Here is a 24,536-nt window from a genome sequence, read left to right as displayed (position 1 = left end):
ACCCGAATTTCTTGACGACCATAGAGCATTGGAACCACCTGATCCCATCCCGAACTCAGCAGTGAAACGATGCATCGCCGATGGTAGTGTGGGGTTTCCCCATGTGAGAGTAGGTCATCGTCAAGATTAAATTCCGAAACCCCAATTGCGTGAGCAGTTGGGGTTTTGTTTTGCGCGCTCGAAAAGCGCCACGGGCGTCAACGTCGTCATCAATGCTAAAGTCCATACCCCCGATTTTGCTTTCCCAAGGAAGCTGTTATGCCGGATGCGGAGTCCCTCAGCGCTGGATTCATGGTGGTTCACGGTAACCGCTTGGATGAGCTGCGCAGCCTGGTGGTGAGCTGGATGCGCCGGTACCCCCTCGCGCCCCTGGAAAACGAAATTGCGTTGGTACAAAGCAACGGTATCGCCCAGTGGCTCAAACTGGCACTGGCTGAAGATCCAGAAGATGACGACATGGGCGGCTGCGGCATTGCCGCCGCCATTGATGTGCAACTTCCTGGCAGTTTTATGTGGCAGCTCTATCGCATGGTTCTGGGCCGCGATGAAATCCCGCCCAAATCCCTGCTCGACAAAGCCCCACTCACTTGGCGCCTTATGCGCCTGCTGCCGGAACTGATCAACCAACCACACTTCGAACCGTTGCAGCGCTTCCTCACCCACGACACCGACCTGCGTAAGCGCTATCAATTGGCTGAGCGCCTGGCTGACCTGTTTGACCAATATCAGGTCTACCGTGCTGACTGGCTTGAGGATTGGGCCGCCGGTCGCCATCAACTTCGCAATGGGCGAGGTGAAACCAAACCCCTGAACCCGGCGAACTGCTGGCAAGCAGAATTGTGGCGTGCATTGCTGCTGGACGTTGGGGAAGAGGGTATGTCTGAAAGCCGTGCCGGCGTGCACCAGCGCTTCATCGAGCGGATCAATTCGCTTGAGCAGGCCCCGTCCGGCCTGCCTTCACGAGTCATTGTTTTCGGCATCTCTTCCTTGCCGGCCCAGGCTCTTGAAGCACTCGCCGGGTTGGCTCGTTTCAGTCAGGTCCTGCTGTGCGTACACAACCCCTGTCGCCATCATTGGTCCGACATCGTCGCCGACAAAGACCTGCTTCGTAACGAATACAAACGGCAGGCGCGCAAGACCGGCATGCCCATCAGTATCGACCCGCAAACCCTGCACCAGCACGCCCATCCGTTGTTGGCCGCCTGGGGCAAACAGGGGCGCGACTACATAAGCCTGCTGGACAGTTACGACGACCCTAACAGCTACCGCGCCGCATTCCGCGATGGACGCATAGACCTGTTCAGCGACAGTGAGCCCACCACGCTGCTCAATCAGTTGCAGGACGATATCCTCGAACTGCGCCCGCTCAATGAAACCCGCGCTCTATGGCCCGCTGTCGACCTGCAGCGTGACACGTCAATCCGCTTCCACATCGCCCACAGCGCTCAACGCGAAGTCGAAGTGCTCCACGACCAACTGCTGCACCGCTTCAGTGCCGACGCCACGCTGCGACCTCGGGACATCATCGTCATGGTCCCGGATGTCGACAGCTACGCGCCGCACATTCGCGCCGTGTTCGGCCAACTCGAGCGCAATGATCCGCGCTTCATCCCATTCACCTTGACCGACCAGGGACAACGTGGACGCGACCCTCTGCTGATCGCCGTGGAGCACTTGCTCAAACTCCCCGACAGCCGCTTTCCTGTCAGCGAAATTCTTGATCTGCTCGACGTGCCCGCCCTGCGCGAACGCTTTGCGATCAAAGAGCGCGACTTGCCGACGCTGCACCGCTGGATCGAAGGGGCCGGCATTCGCTGGGGGCTCAACGCGCAACAACGTGCCAGCCTGGGCCTGCCCGCTGAGCTTGAGCAGAACAGCTGGCGATTCGGGCTGCGCCGCATGTTGCTGGGATACGCAGTCGGTAGCGGTGCGGCCTGCGAAGGTATTGAGCCCTACGATGAGATCGGCGGTCTTGATGCCGCGCTGATCGGCCCGCTGGTCGCGTTGCTCGATGCACTGAGTGATGCTCACCAGGCCTTGTCCGAACCGACTACTCCCCAACAATGGGGCGAACGCCTGCAACGCTTGATGCAGCGTTTCTTCTTGGCCAGCAGCGAACATGATGACTATCTCCTGAGCCAACTTGAGCAACTGCGGGAAACCTGGCTCGAAACCTGCGAGTCCGTCGGTCTGCAGGATGAGTTACCACTCACCGTGGTCCGTGAAGCCTGGCTGGCCGGTCTGGACCAGGGCCGGTTGTCTCAGCGTTTTCTTGCCGGCGCTGTCAATTTCTGCACCCTGATGCCGATGCGCGCTATCCCCTTCAAACTCGTCTGTCTGCTGGGTATGAACGATGGCGATTACCCCCGTGCGCAGCCGCCACTGGACTTCGACCTGATGGGCAGCGATTACCGCCCTGGCGACCGATCGCGCCGCGAAGATGACCGTTACCTGCTGCTCGAGGCCCTGCTCTCGGCCCGCGACCAGCTCTACATCAGTTGGGTCGGCCGTAACATCCGAGACAATAGTGAGCGCCCGGCTTCGGTGCTGATCGGCCAGCTGCGCGATCATCTCGCCAGCGGCTGGAAGCACGTAACAAGTGATGAACCGCTCATCGACGCCCTGACTCAGGAACACCCCTTGCAGCCCTTCAGCGCCCGCTATTTCCACGCGGGCGATCCATTGTTCAGCTACGCCCGTGAATGGCAGCTGCTGCACGAGGCCACATCCACTGCCGCGCCGGAGCCCGAGCTGACGCAACACCAGCAAGAAGAACCGCTAAGCCTCGGTCAGTTGCAGGATTTCCTGCGCAACCCGGTCAAGCACTTCTTCAGTCAGCGCCTGAAAGTATTCTTTGAGGCCGCCGAAGTTCCGCTCGCCGATGAAGAACCTTTTGTCCTGGACGCCCTGCAACGCTACAACCTGAGCGACAGCCTGCTCAATGCTGCACTGAGCCAGCCGGATCACCTCGACCAGGCGCTCAAGGCCCAGGCCCAGCGTCTGCAGGGCAGTGGTCTGTTGCCCATGGTTGGTTTCGGCGAGTGTCTGCGCAACGAACTGATCGAGCCCTTGCCCGATCTGCTGCAACGCTACCAGCAACTGCTGGCCCTATGGCCAACTCCGCATACCGCTGCCGAACCGGTCAGTTTTGAGCATCAAGGGATCAGGCTCGAAGGCTGGGTCAGCGGCCTGCATCGGCGCAGTGATGGCGGATTGCTCAGCGTGAGCACCATCCCGAACAGCATCGGCTCGATCAAGACGCGCAAGTGGCATCGTCTGATCCGCCCTTGGGTCAATCACGTGGTGGGCTGCGCCTGCGGACTACCCTTGAGTACTGGCCTGGTGGCCAGCGACGACACCTTACTCCTGGCTCCGCTGGCCCCGACGCTCGCCCAGGACATCCTCGGCAACCTGCTCCTGGCCTGGCACAGCGGTATGCGCAAGCCACTGCCGGTGGCCGTCAAGACCGCATTTGCGTGGCTGGGCCAAACCGATCCGGCCAAAGCCCATGCCGCGGCGAGCAAAGCCTATGAAGGCGACGGCCTGACCACCGACGGCGAACGGAGAGAGAGCCCTGCGCTCACGCGCCAATTCCCGGACTACGCAGCGCTAACGGCCAGCGAAGAATTCGAGGGTTGGTGCGAAGCGCTCTATCGACCGATGATCAATGCGCCGTGGCGATCCCTCACTGGCGAGGAGGGCGGCGCATGAGCAGTAAACCCTTGGCGCTGGCCTTCCCACTTAAGGGCAGCCAGCTGATTGAGGCCAGCGCCGGCACCGGCAAGACCTTCACCATCTCCGCCTTGTACCTGCGCCTGGTGCTTGGCCACGGCGGCGATGAGTGGGGCTTTGGGCGGGAATTGCTGCCGCCGCAGATCTTGGTAGTGACGTTTACCGACGCCGCCACCAAAGAACTGCGTGAACGCATTCGCATTCGTCTGGCCGAAGCCGCGCGGTTCTTCCGCGACGAGATCCCGTCACCCGACGCATTAATCACCGACCTGCGCGCGCACTATGCGCCGCAACAGTGGCATGCCTGCGCCAACCGCCTGGACATCGCGGCCCAGTGGATGGACGAAGCGGCCGTCTCCACCATCCACAGTTGGTGCCAGCGCATGCTGCGCGAGCACGCGTTCGACAGCGGCAGCCTGTTTACCCAGACGTTGGAAACTGATCACAGCGACCTGCTCGGCGAGGTGCTGCGCGATTACTGGCGACTGTTCTGCTACCCGATGCACGACGATGCGCTCAACTGGGTGCGCACCCACTGGGGCGGTCCCGCTGCGTTGATGCCGCGCGTGCGCGCGCTGTTCGGCAGTGAACGGCCCAGCGACGACACACGCGCCCCCGCCGAATTGATCAACGCTTGTCTGCAGGAGCGTCGCGAGGCGCTGGTCGCCCTCAAAGCGCCCTGGCAACAGTGGGCCGCCGAACTGCGCGATCTCTGCCTGCAAGCCGTGGCCGCCAAAGCCGTCGACGGTCGTAAGATGCAGGCACGGTATTTCGAGCCCTGGTTTGAAAAAATCAGCGCCTGGGCGAACGATGAAACCCTGGAGCAACTGGATATCGGCACCGGTTTCAGTCGCCTCACGCCCGAGGGTATGGCCGAAGCCTGGAAAGACGAACCGCCCCGGCATCCCGGCATCGAGGCCATGGCCACTCTCAAGGCCAGCCTCGACGCGTTGCCGAGCCCCGACGCCGCCGTGCTGCAACACGCGGCCGCCTGGGTGAGCAAACGGTTCGAAGAAGAAAAACGCCGCCGCGCCGAAATGGGCTTCGACGACATGCTGATCCGCCTTAACGCCGCCCTTCAAGCAGAGGGCTGCGAGCGCCTGGCCAGTGTGATCCGCGAGCAGTTCCCGGTAGCGCTGATTGATGAATTCCAGGACACCGATCCGGTGCAGTACAGCATCTTCGACAGTATCTACCGCATCGAAGAAAACCACCTCGACAGTGGCCTGTTCCTGATTGGCGACCCCAAACAAGCGATCTACGCTTTTCGCGGCGCCGACATCTACACCTACCTGCGCGCGCGCAAGTCCACCCTCGGCCGTCATCACACCCTGGGCACCAACTTTCGCTCCAGCCATGCAATGGTCGAGGCGGTGAACCACGTATTCCAGCGCGCAGAAACCGGGCGCGGCGCGTTTTTGTTCCGCGCACCGAATGGCGACAATCCGGTGCCGTTCCAGCCGGTAATGTCCCAGGGGCGCAAAGAAACCCTGCTGGTCGACGGCCAACGGGTGCCGGCGATGAACCTCTGGCACCTGCCCACCGATCAACCGATTTCCAATGCGGTTTACCGCCAGCACCTGGCCGCTGCCTGCGCCACGCAGATTGTCGAGTTGCTCAACGCCGGGCAGCAAGGCAAGGCCGGCTTTCTACAGCCGGACGCCAGCCTCAGAGGCGTAATGCCGTCGGACATCGCCATCCTGGTGCGCGACGGCAAGGAAGCCCAAGCCGTGCGTGGCGAATTGGCCGCCCGAGGCGTGCGCAGTGTGTACCTGTCCGATAAGGACTCCGTATTCGCCGCCCAGGAAGCCCACGACCTGCTGGCCTGGCTCAAAGCCTGCGCCGAGCCGGATGTGGAGCGCCCACTGCGCGCCGCCCTGGCGTGCGTCACCCTGAACCTGACACTGCCTGAACTGGAACGTCTGAATCAGGACGAACTGGCGTGGGAAAGCCGCGTGATGCAGTTCCGGGGCTACCGTGCGATCTGGCGCACCCAAGGCGTGTTGCCGATGCTGCGGCGCTTGCTGCATGACTTCAAATTGCCGCAAACCCTGATCGCCCGCAGCGACGGCGAGCGGGTGTTGACCAACCTGCTGCACCTGAGCGAACTGCTGCAACAGGCCGCCTCGGAGCTGGACGGCGAACAGGCGCTGATCCGCCACCTGGCCGAGCATCTGGCACTGTCGGGGCAAGCCGGTGAAGAGCAGATCCTGCGCCTGGAAAGCGATGAGCAATTGGTCAAAGTGGTCACCATCCACAAGTCCAAAGGCCTGGAGTACGACCTGGTGTTCCTGCCGTTCATCTGCTCGGCCAAGCCGGTGGACGGCAGTCGCCTGCCGCTGCATTACCACGATGAACACGGCACTTCTCACATCAGCCTGCGCCCGACTGCCGAACTGATTGCCCAGGCTGACGACGAGCGGCTGGCCGAGGACCTGCGTTTGTTCTATGTCGCCCTGACCCGCGCCAAGCATGCGTGCTGGCTGGGCGTTGCCGACCTCAAACGCGGCAATAACAGCCGTTCGGTCCTGCACCTGTGTGCGCTGGGCTATTTGCTCGGCGGCGGCGCAGCGCTCGGCGAGTCCGCGGGCCTGGCGCGTTGGCTATTGAACTTGCAGGACGGTTGCCCAGCCATCCATTACGCCCAGGTGCCCGAGGCGCGGGACGTGTTGTTCCATCCGCCACGCAACCCGGCCACGTTGCTGGCGCCGTTATTGCCCGCTCGCAAGGCGGCGGAAAACTGGTGGATTGCGTCCTACAGCGCTCTACGCATTGGCGACAGCTTGAGCACCGCTACCCTCGAAGCGCCTGAAAGCCCACAAGCGCAAAAGCTGTTCGATGACGAACGCCTCGACCCTGACGCACCGCGCGAAATGGCGGCATCTGGGGGCGATATTCACCGTTTCCCACGCGGGCCCAATCCCGGCACCTTTCTGCATGGCCTGCTGGAATGGGCCGGTGAAGACGGCTTCAACGTAACGCCTGAGGCTATCGAAAAAGCCGTTGGCGCGCGCTGCAATCGGCGTAACTGGGAAGGCTGGATCGTCACCCTCAGCGCCTGGCTGGGCCACCTGTTGCACACACCACTGCCTGTGGATAACGGCCATGTCACCTTGAACAGCCTGCAGCAGTACCAGATCGAAATGGAGTTCTGGTTCGCCAGCCATAAAGTCGATGTACTTGCTCTGGATAAACTGGTGTGTCAGCACACTCACAACGGCGTCGCCCGCGTAGCTGCCGAACCGGTGCTGCTCAACGGCATGTTCAAGGGGTTTATCGACCTGACGTTTGAACACCACGGTCGCTACTACGTGGCCGACTATAAATCCAACTGGCTCGGCCCCGACGATTCGGCCTACACCCGGCAAGCCATGGAACAGTCGATCCTCGAGCATCGCTACGACCTGCAATACGTTCTTTACCTGCTGGCCCTGCATCGCCAGCTCAAGGCGCGTTTGCCCGACTACGATTACGACCGTCACGTGGGTGGTGCGCTGTATCTGTTCCTGCGCGGCACCCAGTCGGCCAGCCAAGGCGCCTATTTCACCCGACCGCCACGCGCGTTGATCGAGGGCCTCGATCTGCTGTTCCAAGGCAAACCGCTGCCGCCGAAGGCTGAGCCCGCCTGGGAACAAGGAGTGTTGTTATGAGCCTGTCGCCGCTCCCGCTGGAGGCGTTGGAACCGTTGGAACGTGCCGTCGACCTGGTGCAACTGCTGGAGCGCTGGGTCGAGCGCGGCTGGTTGCGAGCGCTGGACAAAGCCTTCGTCGGCTTCCTGCACGAACTCGATCCCCTGGCCGATCCTCTGTTATTGCTTGCCGCTGCATTGACCAGCCATCAACTGGGCCACGGCCATGTCTGCCTGGATTTGTTCGAAACCCTCAAAGCGCCGGATTTCGCTCTGTCCCTGCCTCCCGAAGGTGACCTGCAGACCGGCGCGATGCTCCTCCCGTCGCAGTTGCTCGATGGCCTCGACGGCGCTCACTGGTGCCATGTACTGGCCGCCAGTCCCTTGGTCGCCCTGGCGCTGGACGGCAGCGAGGCGGCGCAGAGCCGGCCCTTGGTGTTGTCAGGTAAACGTCTGTACCTGCGGCGTTATTGGACTTACGAGCGGCGTATCGACACTGCATTGCGCCTGCGCCTGGCGACCCGCGAAAACGTTGCCGACGATTTGCCCGAGCGCTTGAGCGGTCTGTTCGACCAACCTGCGCCCGACGGCGTGGTGGATTGGCAGAAACTCGCCTGTGCACTGGCCACGCGAGGTGCGTTCAGCATCGTCACCGGCGGGCCCGGCACCGGCAAGACCACCACTGTGGTGCGTCTGCTTGCGTTGCTGCAGGCGCCTGCCGTGGAAATCGGCACCCCGTTGCGTATTCGCCTGGCGGCGCCCACCGGCAAAGCGGCTGCGCGGCTCACCGAGTCCATCAGCCAGCAAGTGCTGTCGCTGAGCGTGCCCGAGGCCGTGCGCGAAAAAATTCCTACTCAGGTCACCACGGTTCACCGCTTGCTGGGCAGTCGTCCAGGCACCCGACACTTCCGGCACCATGCGGGCAACCCATTGCCGTTGGATGTGCTGGTGGTGGACGAGGCCTCGATGATCGACCTGGAAATGATGGCCAACCTGCTGGATGCCCTGCCGCCCCATGCCCGTCTGGTGCTGCTGGGCGACAAGGATCAATTGGCGTCCGTGGAAGCCGGCGCGGTGCTCGGTGACCTGTGCCGCGACGCCGAGGCCGGTTGGTACAACCCCGACACGCGCCAGTGGCTGCAAGCCGTCAGCGGCGAAGACCTCAGCACCAGCGGCCTGAGCGAAGACCTCGACCACAGCCATCCCCTGGCCCAGCAAGTGGTGATGCTGCGCTACTCGCGCCGGTTCGGCGAAGGCAGCGGCATCGGGCAACTGGCGCGCTGGGTCAATCAACAGAACGCGGAAGAAGCGCGCAGGCTGCTGGCTGCGCGCAGTCACAGCGACCTGTTCTGTGTCAGCCTCAAGGGCGAACACGACCACGCCCTGGAGCGCCTGGTGCTGGACGGGCAGGGCGGCGGTGCCGAGGGCTATCGTTATTACTTGAACCTGCTGCAATCGGCGCGTCCGTCACCTGCCGCCCCGCGTGACGACCCCGCCTGGACGGCCTGGGCCCAGCAACTGTTGCAAGCCTTCGACGCGTTCCAATTGCTCTGTGCCGTGCGCAAGGGCCCGTGGGGCGTGGAGGGGCTGAACGCGCGTATCACTGCGGCGTTACGCAAGGTGAGGCTGATCGAAGGCGATGAGCAATGGTATGAAGGTCGCCCCGTGCTGATGACCCGCAACGACTATGGCCTGGGTTTGATGAATGGCGACATCGGCATCGCCCTCAAACTGCCCGAAAGCGACGGCGGCCCGCAGGTGCTGCGCGTCGCGTTCCCACGTAACGATGGTCAGGGTGGTGTGCGCTTTGTACTGCCCAGTCGTCTGAATGATGTGGAAACCGTGTACGCCATGACCGTGCACAAATCCCAGGGCTCGGAATTCACCCACACCGCGCTGATCCTGCCGGACGCCTTGAATCCGGTATTGACCAAGGAGTTGATCTACACCGGCATCACCCGCGCCAAACGCTGGTTCAGCTTGATCGAGCCGCGCGGCGGTGTATTTGAGGAAGCGGTGCGACGCAAGGTCAAGCGTTTGAGCGGGCTGATGCTGGAATTGGATAGCGGCGCCTGAAAAGCTGACTGACAGGTCATCTAATATTTCTTATTTCGCTGTGTGAATTTTCTGAAAAAATAGCGGCCCTCGCGATGGCACTGCCTCGCGGGGTTTTTCGCCGCTGTGCTATCGTTGCGGCATCACCCCACGAAAACACCCGAGAGAATCGCAGCATGAACGTGGCTGTCTCGCCCACAGAGTGCCGTTGGAGCTGGAGACGCCTGCTGCTGATCGCGCTGCTGTGTGTGCTGGCACCGCGCGTGTTCGCTGAAGCCTCAGGCGGCGACCGCATGGCTGATCAGCGTGCCGAGGCCGTCACTCAGGTGGTCCTGGGCATCCTCAGTTATGCGCGCTGGCCGGTCGAGCCGGCGCAATTGCGTTTGTGCATCGTCGGGCCTACCCAATACACCGACGACCTGATCAAGGGCACCACTCAGGCCACCGGCCGTCCGGTAGTGGTGCAGCGCCTGCTGGTCAACCATCCCGATATCGTCAATGCCTGCGATGCGGTGTACATCGGCAAGCTTTCCGCCGACGAGCGCAGCCAGTTGTTTGCCTCGTTGATCGGTCACCCGGTGCTCAGCATCAGCGAAGGCGGCGACCCATGCACCGTGGGCAGTCTGTTCTGCCTGCGTGTGGGCAATGAGCAGGTGTCGTTCGAGGTCAACCTCGACTCGGTGGCACGCAGCGGCGTGCGCATTCACCCCAGCGTGCTGCAACTGTCCCGCCGCCGGTCGCCGGGGCCATGACCGACGTGAAAGTGCGACCTACCCTGCGCTCCGTCATCGGCCGTGGTCACTTGATCCTGGCGCTGGTGGCGGTGACCCTGGCCAGTGTGTCCCTGACCCTGCTCGGTGTGTTGGCGCTGCGCGTATATGCCGAACATAACCTGCAACTGATCGCGCGCTCGATCACCTATACGGTGGAAGCGGCGGTGGTGTTCAACGACAGCGCCGCAGCCACCGAAGCACTGAGCCTGATTGCTTCCACCGAAGAAGTGGCCGAGGCCGAAGTATTCGAGGCTGATGGCAATCTATTAGCCTATTGGGCGCGACCCGAAACCGGCCTGCTTTCGCGGGTTGAATTGGCGCTGGCGCACACCCTGCTCGAACAGCCGATCAACCAACCGATCCTGCACCAGGGCCGCACGGTCGGCAGCATTCACCTGACTGGCCACGGCGGCAGCCTGCTGCGCTTCCTGCTCAGCGGCCTGGCCGGGATTCTGATCTGCACCGCCCTCAGCGCCTGGGTGGCGTTGCACCTGGCCCGGCGTCTGCTGCGTGGGATCACCGTGCCCCTGCAAAGCCTGGCCGCGGTAGCCCACGCCGCTCGCAGCGAGCGCGATTTTGACCGGCGAGTGCCACCGGCGCGCATCGCCGAACTCGACAGCCTCGGCAGTGACTTCAATGCCTTGCTCGGCGAAATGGAAGCCTGGCAAAGCCATCTGCAAAGTGAAAATGAAACCCTGGCCCACCAGGCCAGCCACGACAGCCTGACCGGGTTGCCCAACCGCGCGTTCTTCGAGGGGCGGCTGATCCGAGCCCTGCGCGGCGCGGCCAAGGTCAACGAGCGGGTCGCGGTGCTGTTTCTCGACAGTGACCGTTTCAAGGACATCAACGACACCTTCGGCCACGCCGCCGGCGATGCGGTGCTGGTGGCCGTTGCCGCACGTGTGCGCGCGCAACTGCGGGACGGTGACCTGGTGGCACGCCTGGGCGGTGATGAATTCGCCATCCTGCTCGCGCCGTTGCACAAGGCCGAGGATGCACAACGCATCGCCGATAAAATCATCGCCAGTATGGACCTGCCGATTGACGTACCGGGTGGTACCCAGGTGGTCACTTCTCTGAGCATCGGGATTGCCCTTTACCCCGAACATGGCGCCACGCCCGGCACCTTGCTCAACGCCGCCGATGCGGCAATGTACCAGGCCAAACGCCTGTCCCAGGGCGGCCAGCACACGGCGGAGTCGGAGCACTCCGCTGTCAACGTTCAACACAGGAGTTGATCCCTTGTTCTCGACTGCACGCGTTATGTTTCTTACCTTGCTGGTGGCCCTGTCGGCCCTCGGTGGCTGTCAGACCCAACCCCCCAAGGGCCTGACCCCGGCGCAAGTCGCGGTGCTCAAGCAACAGGGGTTCGAACTCACCGACGACGGCTGGGCGTTCGGCCTGTCGGGCAAAGTGCTGTTCGGCAGCGACATCGAAACCCTCAACCCGCCCAGCACTGTAATCGTTCAACGCATCGGTAAAGCCTTGCTCGGCGTAGGTATTGAGCGCGTGCGCGTCGACGGCCACACCGATGCCTCCGGCAAGGAAACCTACAACCAGCAACTCTCCCTGCGCCGCGCCAAAAGCGTGGCCACGGTGTTGACTGGCGTGGGCATGAAAGACGAAAACATCCAACTACGCGGCTTGGGCAGCAGCCAGCCAGTCGCGTCGAACGACACCGCAGCGGGGCGCACCGAGAATCGGCGAGTGTCGATTGTAGTGATTGCCGACTGAGCGGCTTCAATCTGAAAGACCATCAAGTACGTGAAGGGGCTCGCCCGGCTGACCATTTAATCCGCAAACCGCATCTGCCGGGTTTCCCCCATCAACAACCCCCGGTTCTGCTCCGTCACTTCCCGGATGTAGTCCCACAACAATGTAATGCGCTTCAACTTGCGCAGATCCTCCCGGCAGTACATCCAGAATTGGCGCGTAATCGTGATCTGCTCCCCCAGCACCGGCAGCAGGCGCGGGTCCTGTGCCGCCAGGAAACACGGCAAAATCGCCATCGAACGGCCCTGCTGCGCGCCCACGTATTGTGCAATGACGCTGGTGCTGCGCAGGCTGGCGCTGGCGCCGGGCACCACGTTGGCCAGGTAGAGCAGCTCGGAGCTGAAGGCCAGGTCGTCGACATAGCTGATAAATGGGTGCGTGGCCAGGTCCGACGGGCGTTGGATCGGTGGGTGTTGGTCGAGATAATCCTGGGTGGCATACAACTGCAAGGTGTAGTCGCACAGTTTGCAGCACACGTAAGGCCCGTGTTCCGGGCGTTCCAGGGCGATGACGATGTCGGCTTCGCGTTTGGACAGGCTGATGAAGTGGGGCAGGGGCAGGATGTCCACCGAGATCGCCGGGTAGGTGTCGACGAAGTGGCTCAACTGCGGCGTGACGAAGAAGCTGCCGAAGCCTTCGGTGCAGCCCATGCGCACATGCCCCGACAACGCCACGCCGGAGCCGGACACCTGCTCGCAGGCCATATGCAAAGTGCTTTCGATGGACTCGGCGTAGCCCAGCAGCCGCTGGCCTTCGGGGGTGAGCACAAAACCGTTGGTGCGGGATTTCTCGAACAGCAGCGTGCCCAGTGACACTTCCAGCGAACTGATGCGCCGCGACACCGTGGTGTAGTCCACCGCCAGGCGCTTGGCGGCGACGCTGGCCTTGCGGGTGCGGGCCACTTCGAGGAAAAACTTCAGGTCATCCCAGTTCAGGGAGCCCAGCGACGTGATGTTTTTTTGCATATTGGTCCGGCTTTTATGTGCGTTCTTATTAGAGATTTGCACATCTATACTCCAAAAACAGTCCGAACGCCTCATTCTTCAGGGCGGTTCAACGCCTTGGTTCTCTGCATATAAATAAGAATTGGAGACCCCATGAACGCATCTGCCGAAATTTCCGTACAACCGGTCAAGCTACTGATCGACGGTGAATGGGTTGAGTCCAAGACCACCCAGTGGCAGGACATCGTCAACCCCGCCACTCAGCAAGTGCTGGCCAGAGTGCCGTTTGCCACCGCCGATGAAGTCAACGCCGCCATCTATGCCGCCCATCGCGCCTTCCAAACCTGGAAACTGACGCCGATCGGCGCGCGCATGCGCATCATGCTCAAACTGCAGGCCTTGATTCGCGAACACTCCAAGCGCATCGCCGTGGTCCTCAGCGCCGAGCAGGGTAAGACCATTGCCGATGCCGAAGGCGATATCTTCCGTGGCCTGGAAGTGGTGGAGCACGCCTGTTCCATCGGCACCCTGCAAATGGGCGAGTTCGCCGAGAACGTCGCCGGTGGCGTCGATACCTACACCCTGCGCCAACCTATCGGCGTGTGTGCGGGTATCACCCCGTTCAACTTCCCGGCGATGATTCCACTGTGGATGTTCCCGATGGCCATCGCCTGCGGTAATACCTTCGTCCTCAAACCGTCCGAACAGGACCCACTATCGACCATGCTGCTGGTGGAGCTGGCGCTGGAAGCCGGCGTACCCGCGGGTGTGCTCAACGTGGTGCATGGCGGCAAGGACGTGGTGGATGCGCTGTGCACCCACAAAGACATCAAGGCCGTATCCTTCGTCGGCTCGACGGCGGTGGGCACGCACGTCTACGACCTGGCCGGCAAACACGGCAAGCGCGTGCAATCGATGATGGGCGCCAAGAACCACGCGGTGGTGCTGCCGGATGCCAATCGCGAACACACCCTCAATGCCTTGGTCGGCGCCGGTTTCGGTGCGGCCGGCCAGCGCTGCATGGCCACCTCCGTGGTGGTGCTGGTGGGGGCGTCCAAGCAATGGCTGCCGGACCTCAAGGCGCTGGCGCAGAAGCTCAAGGTCAACGCCGGCAGCGAAGCCGGCACCGATGTCGGCCCGGTGATTTCCAAGCGCGCCAAGGCACGCATCCTGGAGCTGATCGAAAGTGGCGTGCAGCAAGGCGCCAAGCTCGAATTGGACGGTCGCGACATCCAGGTGCCGGGTTTCGAGCAAGGCAACTTCGTTGGTCCGACCCTGTTCTCGGGCGTGACCACCGACATGCGTATTTACACCGAAGAAATCTTCGGCCCGGTGCTGGTGGTGATCGAAGTCGACACCCTCGACGAGGCCATCGCCCTGGTCAACGCCAACCCGTTCGGTAATGGCACCGGCCTGTTCACCCAGAGCGGGGCGGCGGCGCGTAAGTTCCAGAGTGAAATCGACGTAGGCCAGGTCGGCATCAACATCCCGATTCCGGTGCCGGTGCCGTTCTTCAGCTTCACCGGCTCCCGGGGTTCCAAGCTTGGCGACCTCGGCCCGTACGGCAAGCAAGTAGTGCAGTTCTATACCCAGACCAAAACCGTGACGAGCCGCTGGTTCGACGACGACACGGTCAACGATGGCGTCAACACCACCATCAACCTGCGCTGATTCCGGGAGACCACCATGAAGATCGCATTTATCGGTTTGGGCAACATGGGCGCGCCCATGGCCCGCAACCTGATCAAGGCCGGCCACGCGCTGAACCTGTTCGACCTCAACCAGACGGTGCTCAAGGAGCTCGCCGAACTGGGCGGCACCATCAGCGACTCGCCGCGCCATGCCGCCCAAGGCGCTGAGCTGGTAATTACCATGCTGCCGGCCGCTGCCCACGTGCGCAGCGTGTGGCTGAATGACGATGGCGTGCTCGCCGGTATCGGCAGTGGCGTGCCGGCGGTGGACTGCAGCACCATCGATCCGCAGACCGCACGCGACGTGGCCGCAGCGGCAGCCAAGCACGGCGTGGCGATGGCCGACGCGCCCGTCTCCGGCGGTACCGGCGGCGCCCAGGCGGGCACATTGACCTTTATGGTCGGCGCTACCCCGGAACTGTTCGCCACCCTGCACCCGGTGCTGGCGCAAATGGGCCGCAACATCGTGCATTGCGGTGAAGTCGGCACCGGGCAGATCGCCAAGATCTGCAACAACCTGCTGCTGGGTATCAGCATGGTGGGCGTCAGCGAAGCCATGGCCCTGGGCGATGCGCTGGGGATCGACACCCAAGTGCTGGCGGGCATCATCAACAGCTCTACCGGGCGCTGCTGGAGCTCCGACACCTACAACCCATGGCCTGGCGTGATCGAAACCGCCCCGGCGTCCCGTGGCTACACCGGCGGTTTCGGCGCCGACCTGATGCTCAAGGATCTGGGCCTGGCTACCGAAGCTGCCCGCCAGGCCAGGCAGCCGGTGATTCTGGGCGCTGTGGCTCAACAGTTGTATCAATCCATGAGCCAGCGCGGGGAGGGCGGCCAGGACTTCTCGGCGATCGTTAACAGCTATCGCAAGCCCAAATAGGTCCTGCGCAAAGGAAACTGCGTGGTGAGCAGGACCGGCCGCTCACCACCCACCTGCTCAATCCCCCATAAGCGGAGCGATTACTCAGGCGAACACAAAATACTTACGCACAGTCTCGACCACTTCCCACGTCCCCTTCATCCCTGGCTCCACCACAAAGATATCCCCGGCCCGCAAGTGAATCGGCGCCATCCCCTCAGGCGTGATCACGCAGTAGCCTTCCTGGAAATGGCAGTATTCCCACTTCACGTACTCCACGTACCACTTGCCCGGCGTGCAGATCCAGGTGCCCATGATCTTGCTGCCGTCTTCGCTGGTGTAGGCGTTGAGGTTGACGGTGTGCGGATCGCCTTCGAGCTTCTCCCATTTGCAGGCATCCAGGACCGGCAAGGGATGGGTGTCGCGCAGTACGGTAATGGGCTTGGGCATGATGACTCCGAGGCAAGTAAACGAGAGTCGAACCCTATAGCGTCGCCAGCACCCTCAGTGGTCTGAACTCGACATCGGGATGTCCAGAAGCGCAGATGCTCCTGGCACAACAAGGTCAATGTGGGAGGGGGCTTGCCCCCGATGGCGGCGTCACAGCGGGCACCTGGATCAACTGGCTCACTGAATCGGGGGGCATCCCCCCCCTCCCACATTAATTCTTGGTGTCCAGTCAAACGTTGCCAGGCGACATATTCGAGCGTGAGTAAGCCTGTTTCTCGCAGTAAGTGCGAAAGATCTCCCATCTCACGCCAGAATTCGCAAGAAAATTCACAGCAGGCCCTCGTATCATTCACCCCAGTAACGACCGAGAGCCTTGAGCATGAACCCAATAAAAACGTGGTGGGACATCAGCCCGCCCTTGAGCGCAGCCACGCCCACCTGGCCGGGCGATACGCCGTTTCAGGAAGAGCGCGTATGGCAGTTCGGCCCCGAGTGCCCGGTGAATGTCGGGCGCGTAACCTTCTCGCCGCACACCGGCGCCCATGTCGATGCGCCGCTGCATTACAGCGCGGACGGCGCGCCGATCGGTGAGGTGTCGCTGGAGGTGTACATGGGCCCCTGCCGGGTGCTGCATTGCCTGGGCAGCGGTGCGCTGGTGCAGCCTCATCAGCTCGATGGCCGTGTGGATAACTTGCCAGAGCGCGTGCTGCTGCGCACTTATCCACAAGCGCCTTTGACTGAATGGGACGCGAACTTCACCGCGATTGCCCCGCAAACCATCGAACGGCTCGCCGGCCTGGGTGTGCGGCTGATCGGTATCGATACGCCGTCTCTGGACCCGCAGCAGTCCAAGACCATGGATTCTCACAACGCCGTGGCCCGGCATGGCATGGCGATTCTCGAAGGCATCGTGCTTGACGACGTACCGGAGGGCGACTACGAACTGATCGCCTTGCCGCTGCGCTTTGCCAACCTCGACGCCAGTCCGGTCCGCGCAATCCTGCGCCCGCTCAAGGAGCCCACGCGATGAGCCAATGTCCTTTCTCTGCTGACTACCAAGCGCCGGAAGAATGGCATAACGCCGAGCTGAATTTTTCCGAATCCATGAGCTACGGCGATTATCTGGACCTGGGCAAAGTCCTCAGCGCTCAGCACCCGCTGTCGCCGGACCACAATGAAATGCTCTTTATCATCCAGCACCAGACCTCCGAGCTGTGGATGAAGCTGATGCTCCACGAGCTCAAGGCCGCCCGCGAACATGTGCGCCTGGGCGAGCTGCCGCCGGCGTTCAAGATGCTCGCGCGGGTGTCGCGGATCTTCGACCAGCTGGTGCATGCCTGGGCGGTACTGGCGACCATGACGCCCTCGGAATACAAGGCCATTCGCCCGTTCCTGGGACAGTCGTCGGGGTTCCAGTCGTTTCAGTACCGTGAGATCGAATTTATCCTTGGCAACAAGAGCCCGGCATTGTTGCGGCCCCATGCCCATCGCCCGGAATTGTTGCAGCAACTGCAAGTGGCGATTGCCACGCCGTCGCTGTATGACGAGGCGATCAACCTGATGACCAAGGCCGGCTTGGCGATTGACCCGCAACGCACCCAACGCGACCCAACGGCAGCGACCGTTCACGATGACTCGGTGGAAGCGGCGTGGCGCGAGGTGTATCGCGATCCGAGCCGTTACTGGGACTTGTATCAGTTGGCCGAGAAGTTTATCGACCTGGAGGATTCGTTCCGTCAGTGGCGCTTTCGCCATGTGACCACGGTGGAGCGCATCATCGGCTTCCAACCGGGCACCGGCGGCACCGAGGGCGTGGGTTACCTGCGCAAGATGCTCGACACGGTGTTGTTCCCCGAGTTATGGCGAGTGCGTTCCACGCTCTAAACACATATGGGAGGGGCTTGCCCCTCCCACATGCCTATCACTGCGTAGCGGCGATTGCTTTCGCCTTACTCATTCGCAACCGGTAGGCCACATAGATCACCCCCACCCACACCGGCATCGCATACACCGACTCACGAATCCCCGGAATGGCCAGCATCACGCTGACAATCATCAGCATGAACGCCAGGCACAGGTAGTTGCTGAACGGGAACCAAAACGTCTTGAACGACGGCACCACGCCTTGCTCGCCCATGGCCTTGCGAAACTTGATATGGGTGATGCTAATCAGCGCCCAGTTGATCATCAGCGAGGCAACCACCAGGGCGAACAGCAACTCCAGGGCGCTCTGCGGCGCGACATAGTTGACCACCACGCACAGCATCGTCACCAGCGCCGAGATCGCCAGGGCCCGCAGCGGCACGCCTTGCTTATTGAGCTTCATCAGCGCTTTGGGCGCATCGCCTTGCTCGGCCAGGCCGAACAGCATGCGGCTGTTGCAGTACACGCCGCTGTTGTACACCGACAACGCCGCGGTCAGCACCACGAAGTTGAGGATGTGCGCGGCGGTATCGTTGCCGATCAGTGAAAAGATCTGCACGAACGGACTGCCGCTGTAGGCATCGCCCGATGCGCCGAGGGTCTGCAGCAGTTGGTCCCACGGATACAGCGACAGCAGCACAGTCAGCGCACCCACGTAGAAAATCAGGATGCGGTACACCACCTGGTTGATCGCCTTGGGGATCACCTTGCGCGGTTCGCTGGCCTCGGCGGCGGTGATGCCCACCAGCTCCAGGCCACCAAACGAGAACATGATGAACGCCATGGACATCAGCAGCCCCATGCCGCCATTGGGGAAGAACCCACCGTGGCTCCACAGGTTGCTGATGGACGCCTGCGAACCGCCGGTGCCGCTGAACAGCAGGTAGCAACCGAGCACGATCATGCCGACAATCGCCACCACCTTGATGATCGCGAACCAGAACTCGGCCTCACCAAAGAACTTCACGTTCAGCGTGTTGATCAGGTTCACCGCGACAAAAAACACCAGCGCGCTGACCCAGGTCGGAATCTCCGGCCACCAGAACTGGATGTACTTGCCCACCGCCGTCAGTTCGGCCATGCCCACCAGTACATACAGCACCCAGTAGTTCCAGCCCGCCAGGAAACCCGCGTAACCGCCCCAGTATTTGTGCGCGAAGTGGCTGAAAGAACCGGCCACCGGCTCTTCGACGATCATCTCGCCGAGCTGGCGCATGATCAGGAAGGCGATAAAACCGGCGATCGCGTAGCCGAGGATCATCGACGGCCCGGCGGACTTGAGCACACCGGCCGAACCGAGGAACAACCCCGTACCGATGGCGCCGCCCAAAGCGATCAGCTGAATATGCCGGTTCTTCAAGCCGCGCTTGAGGCCCACCGGGTTAACCATGTCATCCGCCATTAACGTTCCCTTCTACTTGTTTTTCTTAAGGGTGAGTGCAGGCCGCATCAGCCCCTCAGAAGTGCTGAGGGTCAGATATTACTCTGCGTGAACTTTTCGTAATACAGCTGAACGCCATCAAGTGCCTGATCCAACAGCCATTGTTGGATGGATTCGACCATCGGCGGCGGGCCACACACGTACATATCCGCCGAAACATCCCGCCATTGCGCCACCTCGAAATGTTCGGTGAGGTAGCCGCGCTTGCCGGGCCACTCGGGCGACGGGTTGCTGAGCACTTCGGTGTAGCGAAAACCCGCGAGGCGCCTCGCGTACGCCTTGATCCGCTCGGCCTCGCACAAATCCTCTGCACTGCGCACACCATAGTAAAGATGCACGGGCTGCTCGCAGCCGTTGTCGACCAGCTGATCGAGCATGCCCAGCAGTGCCGATAAGCCCGTGCCACCGGCCACCAGCACCAGCGGTTGGCTGACGTGGCGCAGGTAGAACGCCCCCAGCGGCGCTTCCAACTGCAGCCGGTCACTTACCTGGCAACGCTCGCGCAGGTAATTGCTCATCACACCGTCGGGCAGCAGGCGAATCAGAAATTGCAGCTGCTCGCCCGGACGATTGGCGAACGAATACGAGCGCCAGCTATCGGTGCCGGGCACTTGCAGGCGGGCGTACTGGCCGGGCAGAAAATCCAGCGGTGCGTCCAGTCGCAGGGTGAGCATTGCGGTACTGGCCGACACCTGCTGAACATGGCTCACGCTGGCGCCGACCAGCACCGGGCCCGGCGCGTTGCACAGGCTGGAGTCGAAATCGAAATAGAACGCCGCATCGGAGTTCACCCGCGTCTGGCAACTGAGCATTTTGCGTTGCTGCAGGTCGAGGCTGGAGAGTGCTTCGTCGTCGACATAATCCTGGGTGTAATCCCCCGACTCGCAACGGCCCTGACACGTGCCGCACACACCTTCGCGGCAATCGAGGGGGATCTTGATGCCATTGCGCAGTGCGGCATCCAACAGGATTTCACCCGCGCCCACCGGAAAAAACAGGGTCTTGCCGTCGGCAAAACTGAAGGCCACTTTGTGATTCATTCGCGAAACTCCACAGGTGATGCGCGTCACAGGTGATAGAAATCCAACACCGAATTGATGGTGTCGTTAAGCAGCAGCGCATGCTTGCGGGTGATCAGCCAACTGTCGCCGTCGGGTTTGAGGCGGTAAGTGGCGTGCCCGTAGAACTGCTCCGAGGTGGCCAGCCGGTAAAACAGCGTGTGCCAGTTCAGGTGCACTTGCAGGGTGCCGTCGGCCTGTTCGGCAATACGCACGTTGTTGATCAGGTGCAAGGTGCGCGGCATCGGCGTGGCGGAGGCGGCCTTGCCGGTGCGCAGGCGGAACACGCGGTCTTCAAGCCCCGAACGGTTGGCGTAGTAGATCAGCGACATCTCGCGCTTGGGATCGCGGGTATAGACGTGTTCCGAATCCCACTGCGGCAAGTGGAATTCGCTCTGTGGGTCGAACAGCTGCACATAGGCGTCCCAGTCCTGGGCGTCGCACAGCTCGCACTTGCGGTAGAAGAACTGTTCGATGCGGTACTGCAGTTGCGCATTCATCATTGCACCTCCCGCAGTGTCAGCGCGCGTTGCTCCAGCCCCTTGAGCAGAAATTGCTGCCAGTTGCGGTGCTGGTTGACGTACAGCCCTTCGTGGGTGAACTCGGTACCGGTCATCGCCGGCTGGATGCCGAGGGCTTCGCTGTTGGGGGTGGCCCCGGTTTGCCAGCGGTGGCTGCCACGGGAGATATCGCTCCAGCGTTCCAGGCGGCCCTGGAACCCGCGTTGGGCTTCGCGAAATTCCACCAGGTCGTCCGGTGTGCCCATGCCCGACACGTTGAAGAAATCCTCGAACTGGCGAATGCGATTTTCGCGGTCGGCGTCGGATTCACCCTTCACGCCCAGGCATTGGCTGATGATCTCGGTCTTGTTCCATGCCACCGGGCGGATGATGCGCAGCTGCGAGCTGATCTGGTCGAGAAAAAACAGGCTGGGGTAGATGTTCAGGTTGCGCAGGCGGTGCATCATCCATTCGGCTTTTTGCTGGCCGTGTTCGGCGACCAGGCGCGGCATGATCGTGGCATAGCCGGAACGCACGCTCGGGTTGGGCATGTCGCTGAACAACACGCTATGGCCATTGTTGAAGGCGAACCAGCCGTCATCGGTATTCGCGTCGCCTGCGCCGAGCTTGCTGTAGTCCAGCGTGCTGCCGGCGGCGCTGCCGTTTTCGCTGTTCACTTGCTGGCGGTGCTGCACCGTGGCCACGTAGTTGTAGTGCACAGTACTGACGTGATAACCGTCCAGGCCGTTTTCGTTTTGCAGCTTCCAGTTGCCGTCGTAGGTGTAGGCGGATTTACCCGGCAGCACCTCCAACTCACCGGTAGCCGACTGCGCGACCATCATGTCGAAAAACACTTTTGCATCGCCGAGAAAATCCTCCAGGCTGTCGCCGCCGCTCACGTCCAGGCTGATGAACACGAAGCCTTTGTAGCTTTCGATGCGCGCCTTTTTCAGGCCGCGTGTCGCCTTGTCGAAACCCTCCGGGTATTCCCCCGGCGCCTTGACCTTCACCAGTCGGCCATCGCTCTTGTAGCACCAGGCATGGAACGGGCAGGTGAAGGTGGACTGGTTGCCCTTGCCCACGCGGGTAAGCGTGGTGCCGCGATGCTGGCAGGCATTGACCAGAGCATTGAGGCGGCCTTCGCCGTCGCGGGTGATGATCATTGGCTGGCGCCCGGCGCGCATCGTCACGAAGTCATGGAGGTTGGCCAGTTCGCTTTCGTGGCAGGCGTAGATCCAGTTCTTTTCGAAGATCAGTTCCATCTCCAGATCGAACAGCTGCGGCTCGGTGAACATGTCGCGGGCGATGCGGAACACATCGTCGACGGGGCGAAAATCCAGGCAGCTTTCGATAAAGCTTTTCCATTGCTCGACGCTTCTTGCACCACTCATGGGAGGCACCTTTTATTAATGGCTGAACACGTCGGCCATTAAGCGGTTGAGCGTCGGCCGTGGGCTATCCGCTTAATGGGGGAAGGTGCGCCGGATAATTGGGCAGCAACTACCCACGTCGGTGCAGCGCGGTGACGTAATGCGCTACTGTCCTGCCAGGCGATGTGCGCAAAAGCGTGGGACTTATCCACATAGTCGACGCTTGTTATCCAGCCAGTGGCAAACCGGCCGGCGTGGCGCAGAACTTGCCTTCAGCTCAGATGACGCGCCGCCAGAGCGCGCAAATGCCTAACCGCCGTGGGTGCACCCTGATGAGTAGCCAGACACGCGATATCCGTATTCAACGTTTCGACCTGGAGGGCGCCCGCAGTTGGATGTCCGGCATCTGCGGGCCGCACCGCCTGGCGACGGCAACGCCCGAGCGCCTGCGCTTCCACCACAGTGCCAATGTGTTCAAGTCCCGCGCTACCACCCTCGGCGTGATCGAATACGGCACCGACGTGACTATCGATATCGAAGACGCCGAACACTTCAGCAGCTACAGCCTGAGCCTGCCGCTGGTGGGCGAGCAGGAGTTGAGCAAGAACGGCGAGCGCTTGAGTTCCAACTGCGATCAAGGCGTGATCATCTCGCCCAACGAGCATCAGGTGCTGGCGATTTCCGGCGACTGCCGCAAGCTGCAAGTGGTGATCACCCGCGCCGCCATGAGCGAAACCCTCGAGGGCCTGCTGCAGCGCCCGATCGAAGCACCGTTGTGCTTCGAACCGGTGATGGACGCCGTGGACGGCGCGCCGGCGTCGTGGTGGCGCATGGCGCGTTATTTCATTGCCGAGCTGGAACACAGCAGCGAGTTGTACGAGCACGCGGCGTTTACCCGCGACCTGGAGAGTTCGCTGATCAAGGGCCTGATCCTCGCTCAGCCGAATAACTATTCCGAAGAACTGCGCGACGTACTCGGCGTGAAACTGCCGCACTACCTGATCCGCGCGCGCCAGTACCTCCACGTCAACGCACGCGAAGCCGTGCACCTGGAAGACCTGGAAGCCGCCGCCGGGGTGTCGCGGTTCAAGCTGTTCGATGCGTTTCGCAAGTACTTCGCCCTGTCGCCCATGGCCTACCTGAAAAAGCATCGCCTGGGCGGTGTACGCCAGGAGATCCTCGAGCACGGCTCGACCCGCACCATCTCCGAAATCGCCCTGGGCTGGGGCTTTACTCACCTGGGGCGGTTTTCGGCGGAGTACCGAAAACTGTTCGATGAGTCCCCCAGCCAGACCTTGCAGCGCAAGCGCCTGCGCAATCTCTAAAAGCAATGACATCCTATGTGGGAGGGGCGGGGTGGGGATCAGATCAACTCTTCCAGCAGTTGCAGGCAATGACTCAGCCCCGGCGATTGATCGTTCACCCGTCGGCTCAAGATGATCGGCGAAGTCGCCGTCGCCTCCACAATCGGCGTATATCCGATGTCCGCCCGATGCAGCACCTGTACCGACGCCGGCACCAGCGTCATGCCCATCCCGGCACCGACCAGGCCGATGGCGGTCTGCAGCTCGTTGGTCCACTGCGCCACCTTCAGGCTCAAACCGTGGGCGTCGAACAGTGCGATTACATGGTCGGCATAACTGGGCCGTGGGTTGCCGGGGTAGAGCACCACCGGCTCGGCGGCCAGTTGCGCGAGGGTAACGGGTGCGGCCAGCAGCGGATGCCCGGCGGGCAGCACGGCCACCAGGCGATCCTCCACCAGCACGCGCTGCACGATGGCCGGGTCGTCGATACGAATGCGCCCGAAGCCCACGTCGATACGCCCGGCCTTGAGCGCTTCGACCTGCTGCAAGGTGGTCATCTCCGCCAAGCCCAGCTCCAGTTCCAGCGTGTCGTGGTTGCGCAGGCGCCGGATCAGCTCCGGCAACACGCCATACAACGTCGAGGGCGCGAAGCCGATGCCCAGCCAGGTCTTCTCGCCCTGGCCGATGCGGCGGGTGACGTCGCGGATCTTGTCCAACTGCTCGAGCAACAATTGGGCGTGCTCATAGAAAAACCGTCCGGCCTCGGTCAACCGCAATGGGCGGCTGCGTTCGAGCAGCAGCACCCCCAGTTCATCCTCCAATTGCTGGATCTGCCGGCTCAACGGCGGCTGGGCGATGTGCAGGCGTTCGGCCGCGCGAGTGAAGTTGAGGGTTTCTCCCAGCACCTGGAAATAGCGCAGATGACGCAGTTCCATGACAAATCCTTCCATACTTATGAGGTATCAAACCAGACCCATTCTATATTGGAAGCCTTGAAATATGGGGCGCAGAATCGATCGAAACTTATACGCA

The 24,536-nt window shown here is 62.0% G+C and carries 18 protein-coding genes and 1 rRNA gene; 12 read left to right on the top strand and 7 right to left on the bottom strand.

Annotated elements, in window-relative coordinates; translation table 11 throughout:
- The first annotated feature begins 10 nt into the window (after positions 1–10).
- From rrf to G7025_RS10680, 7 genes are all read left to right on the top strand, one after another.
- Positions 11–126: ribosomal RNA gene (gene rrf, locus G7025_RS10710) — 5S ribosomal RNA — on the top strand.
- A 132-nt stretch (positions 127–258) separates the two neighbouring features.
- Positions 259–3,711, top strand: a complete 3,453-nt coding sequence (gene recC, locus G7025_RS10705; protein ID WP_181078862.1) for an exodeoxyribonuclease V subunit gamma — start codon at positions 259–261, stop codon at positions 3,709–3,711.
- Complete coding sequence (gene recB, locus G7025_RS10700; RefSeq protein WP_181078860.1) at positions 3,708–7,382, top strand: exodeoxyribonuclease V subunit beta; 3,675 nt, start codon at positions 3,708–3,710, stop codon at positions 7,380–7,382. Before recC ends, recB begins: the two co-directional genes overlap by 4 nt.
- The gene (recD, locus tag G7025_RS10695) at positions 7,379–9,436 is read left to right on the top strand and encodes an exodeoxyribonuclease V subunit alpha (RefSeq protein ID WP_181078858.1); all 2,058 of its coding nucleotides are present in this window, start codon (positions 7,379–7,381) and stop codon (positions 9,434–9,436) included. Before recB ends, recD begins: the two co-directional genes overlap by 4 nt.
- A 155-nt stretch (positions 9,437–9,591) precedes the next feature.
- Entirely contained in the window at positions 9,592–10,167 is a 576-nt protein-coding gene (locus G7025_RS10690) for a YfiR family protein (protein ID WP_181078856.1), read from the top strand.
- A complete protein-coding gene (locus G7025_RS10685) occupies positions 10,164–11,426 on the top strand; it encodes a diguanylate cyclase domain-containing protein (protein WP_181078854.1) in 1,263 nt (420 codons plus the stop codon). The genes G7025_RS10690 and G7025_RS10685 overlap by 4 nt, the downstream gene beginning before the upstream one ends.
- Positions 11,427–11,430: 4 nt before the next feature.
- Positions 11,431–11,922 (top strand): OmpA family protein, encoded by a 492-nt coding sequence (locus G7025_RS10680; RefSeq protein WP_181078852.1) that lies wholly within the window; start codon positions 11,431–11,433, stop codon positions 11,920–11,922.
- Between the two features lie 56 nt (positions 11,923–11,978).
- Here the strand turns inward: G7025_RS10680 and G7025_RS10675 are convergent, their stop codons facing one another.
- The gene (locus G7025_RS10675) at positions 11,979–12,926 is read right to left on the bottom strand and encodes a LysR family transcriptional regulator (RefSeq protein WP_181078850.1); all 948 of its coding nucleotides are present in this window, start codon (positions 12,924–12,926) and stop codon (positions 11,979–11,981) included.
- 132 nt (positions 12,927–13,058) lie between these two features.
- Here G7025_RS10675 and G7025_RS10670 point away from each other — a divergent pair, with 132 nt between their 5' ends.
- Positions 13,059–14,576, top strand: coding sequence for a CoA-acylating methylmalonate-semialdehyde dehydrogenase (locus G7025_RS10670; protein WP_181078848.1), 1,518 nt, complete (start codon positions 13,059–13,061; stop codon positions 14,574–14,576).
- 15 nt (positions 14,577–14,591) lie between these two features.
- Positions 14,592–15,479 carry a 3-hydroxyisobutyrate dehydrogenase gene (gene mmsB, locus G7025_RS10665; RefSeq protein ID WP_181078846.1) on the top strand — a complete coding sequence of 296 codons (888 nt, stop codon included), beginning with the start codon at positions 14,592–14,594 and terminating at the stop codon, positions 15,477–15,479.
- Positions 15,480–15,563: 84 nt separating this feature from the next.
- On the opposite strand, the gene G7025_RS10660 is transcribed toward mmsB, so the two are convergent.
- Positions 15,564–15,908 (bottom strand): cupin domain-containing protein, encoded by a 345-nt coding sequence (locus G7025_RS10660; protein WP_181078844.1) that lies wholly within the window; start codon positions 15,906–15,908, stop codon positions 15,564–15,566.
- A gap of 379 nt (positions 15,909–16,287) precedes the next feature.
- Between G7025_RS10660 and kynB the strand changes: the two genes are divergently transcribed.
- Together kynB and kynA are read left to right on the top strand one after the other, a co-directional pair.
- Entirely contained in the window at positions 16,288–16,938 is a 651-nt protein-coding gene (kynB, locus tag G7025_RS10655) for an arylformamidase (RefSeq protein WP_181078842.1), read from the top strand.
- On the top strand, positions 16,935–17,792 hold the full coding sequence (kynA, locus tag G7025_RS10650; protein WP_181078840.1) for a tryptophan 2,3-dioxygenase: 858 nt from the start codon (positions 16,935–16,937) through the stop codon (positions 17,790–17,792). The genes kynB and kynA overlap by 4 nt, the downstream gene beginning before the upstream one ends.
- A 37-nt stretch (positions 17,793–17,829) precedes the next feature.
- Here kynA and G7025_RS10645 read toward each other — a convergent pair whose 3' ends face one another.
- The 4 genes from G7025_RS10645 to antA form a co-directional block, all read right to left on the bottom strand.
- On the bottom strand, positions 17,830–19,233 hold the full coding sequence (locus G7025_RS10645) for an amino acid permease (RefSeq protein ID WP_181078838.1): 1,404 nt from the start codon (positions 19,231–19,233) through the stop codon (positions 17,830–17,832).
- A gap of 71 nt (positions 19,234–19,304) precedes the next feature.
- Entirely contained in the window at positions 19,305–20,312 is a 1,008-nt protein-coding gene (antC, locus tag G7025_RS10640; RefSeq protein WP_181078836.1) for an anthranilate 1,2-dioxygenase electron transfer component AntC, read from the bottom strand.
- Positions 20,313–20,338: 26 nt separating this feature from the next.
- Positions 20,339–20,830 (bottom strand): anthranilate 1,2-dioxygenase small subunit, encoded by a 492-nt coding sequence (gene antB, locus G7025_RS10635; protein ID WP_181078835.1) that lies wholly within the window; start codon positions 20,828–20,830, stop codon positions 20,339–20,341.
- The gene (gene antA, locus G7025_RS10630) at positions 20,830–22,221 is read right to left on the bottom strand and encodes an anthranilate 1,2-dioxygenase large subunit (protein WP_181078833.1); all 1,392 of its coding nucleotides are present in this window, start codon (positions 22,219–22,221) and stop codon (positions 20,830–20,832) included. The genes antB and antA overlap by 1 nt, the downstream gene beginning before the upstream one ends.
- Before the next feature lie 311 nt (positions 22,222–22,532).
- Between antA and G7025_RS10625 the strand changes: the two genes are divergently transcribed.
- Positions 22,533–23,525, top strand: coding sequence for an AraC family transcriptional regulator (locus tag G7025_RS10625; protein WP_181078831.1), 993 nt, complete (start codon positions 22,533–22,535; stop codon positions 23,523–23,525).
- Between the two features lie 38 nt (positions 23,526–23,563).
- Here the strand turns inward: G7025_RS10625 and G7025_RS10620 are convergent, their stop codons facing one another.
- Positions 23,564–24,439 (bottom strand): LysR family transcriptional regulator, encoded by an 876-nt coding sequence (locus G7025_RS10620; RefSeq protein ID WP_181078829.1) that lies wholly within the window; start codon positions 24,437–24,439, stop codon positions 23,564–23,566.
- Between the last annotated feature and the right edge of the window lie 97 nt (positions 24,440–24,536).

The organism is Pseudomonas lurida (assembly GCF_013522705.1).
GTDB classification, from domain to species: Bacteria; Pseudomonadota; Gammaproteobacteria; order Pseudomonadales; family Pseudomonadaceae; genus Aquipseudomonas; species Aquipseudomonas quebecensis.
The sequence above is the reverse complement of the archived record's forward strand: the minus strand, read 5'-3'. Positions and strand labels throughout refer to the sequence as shown.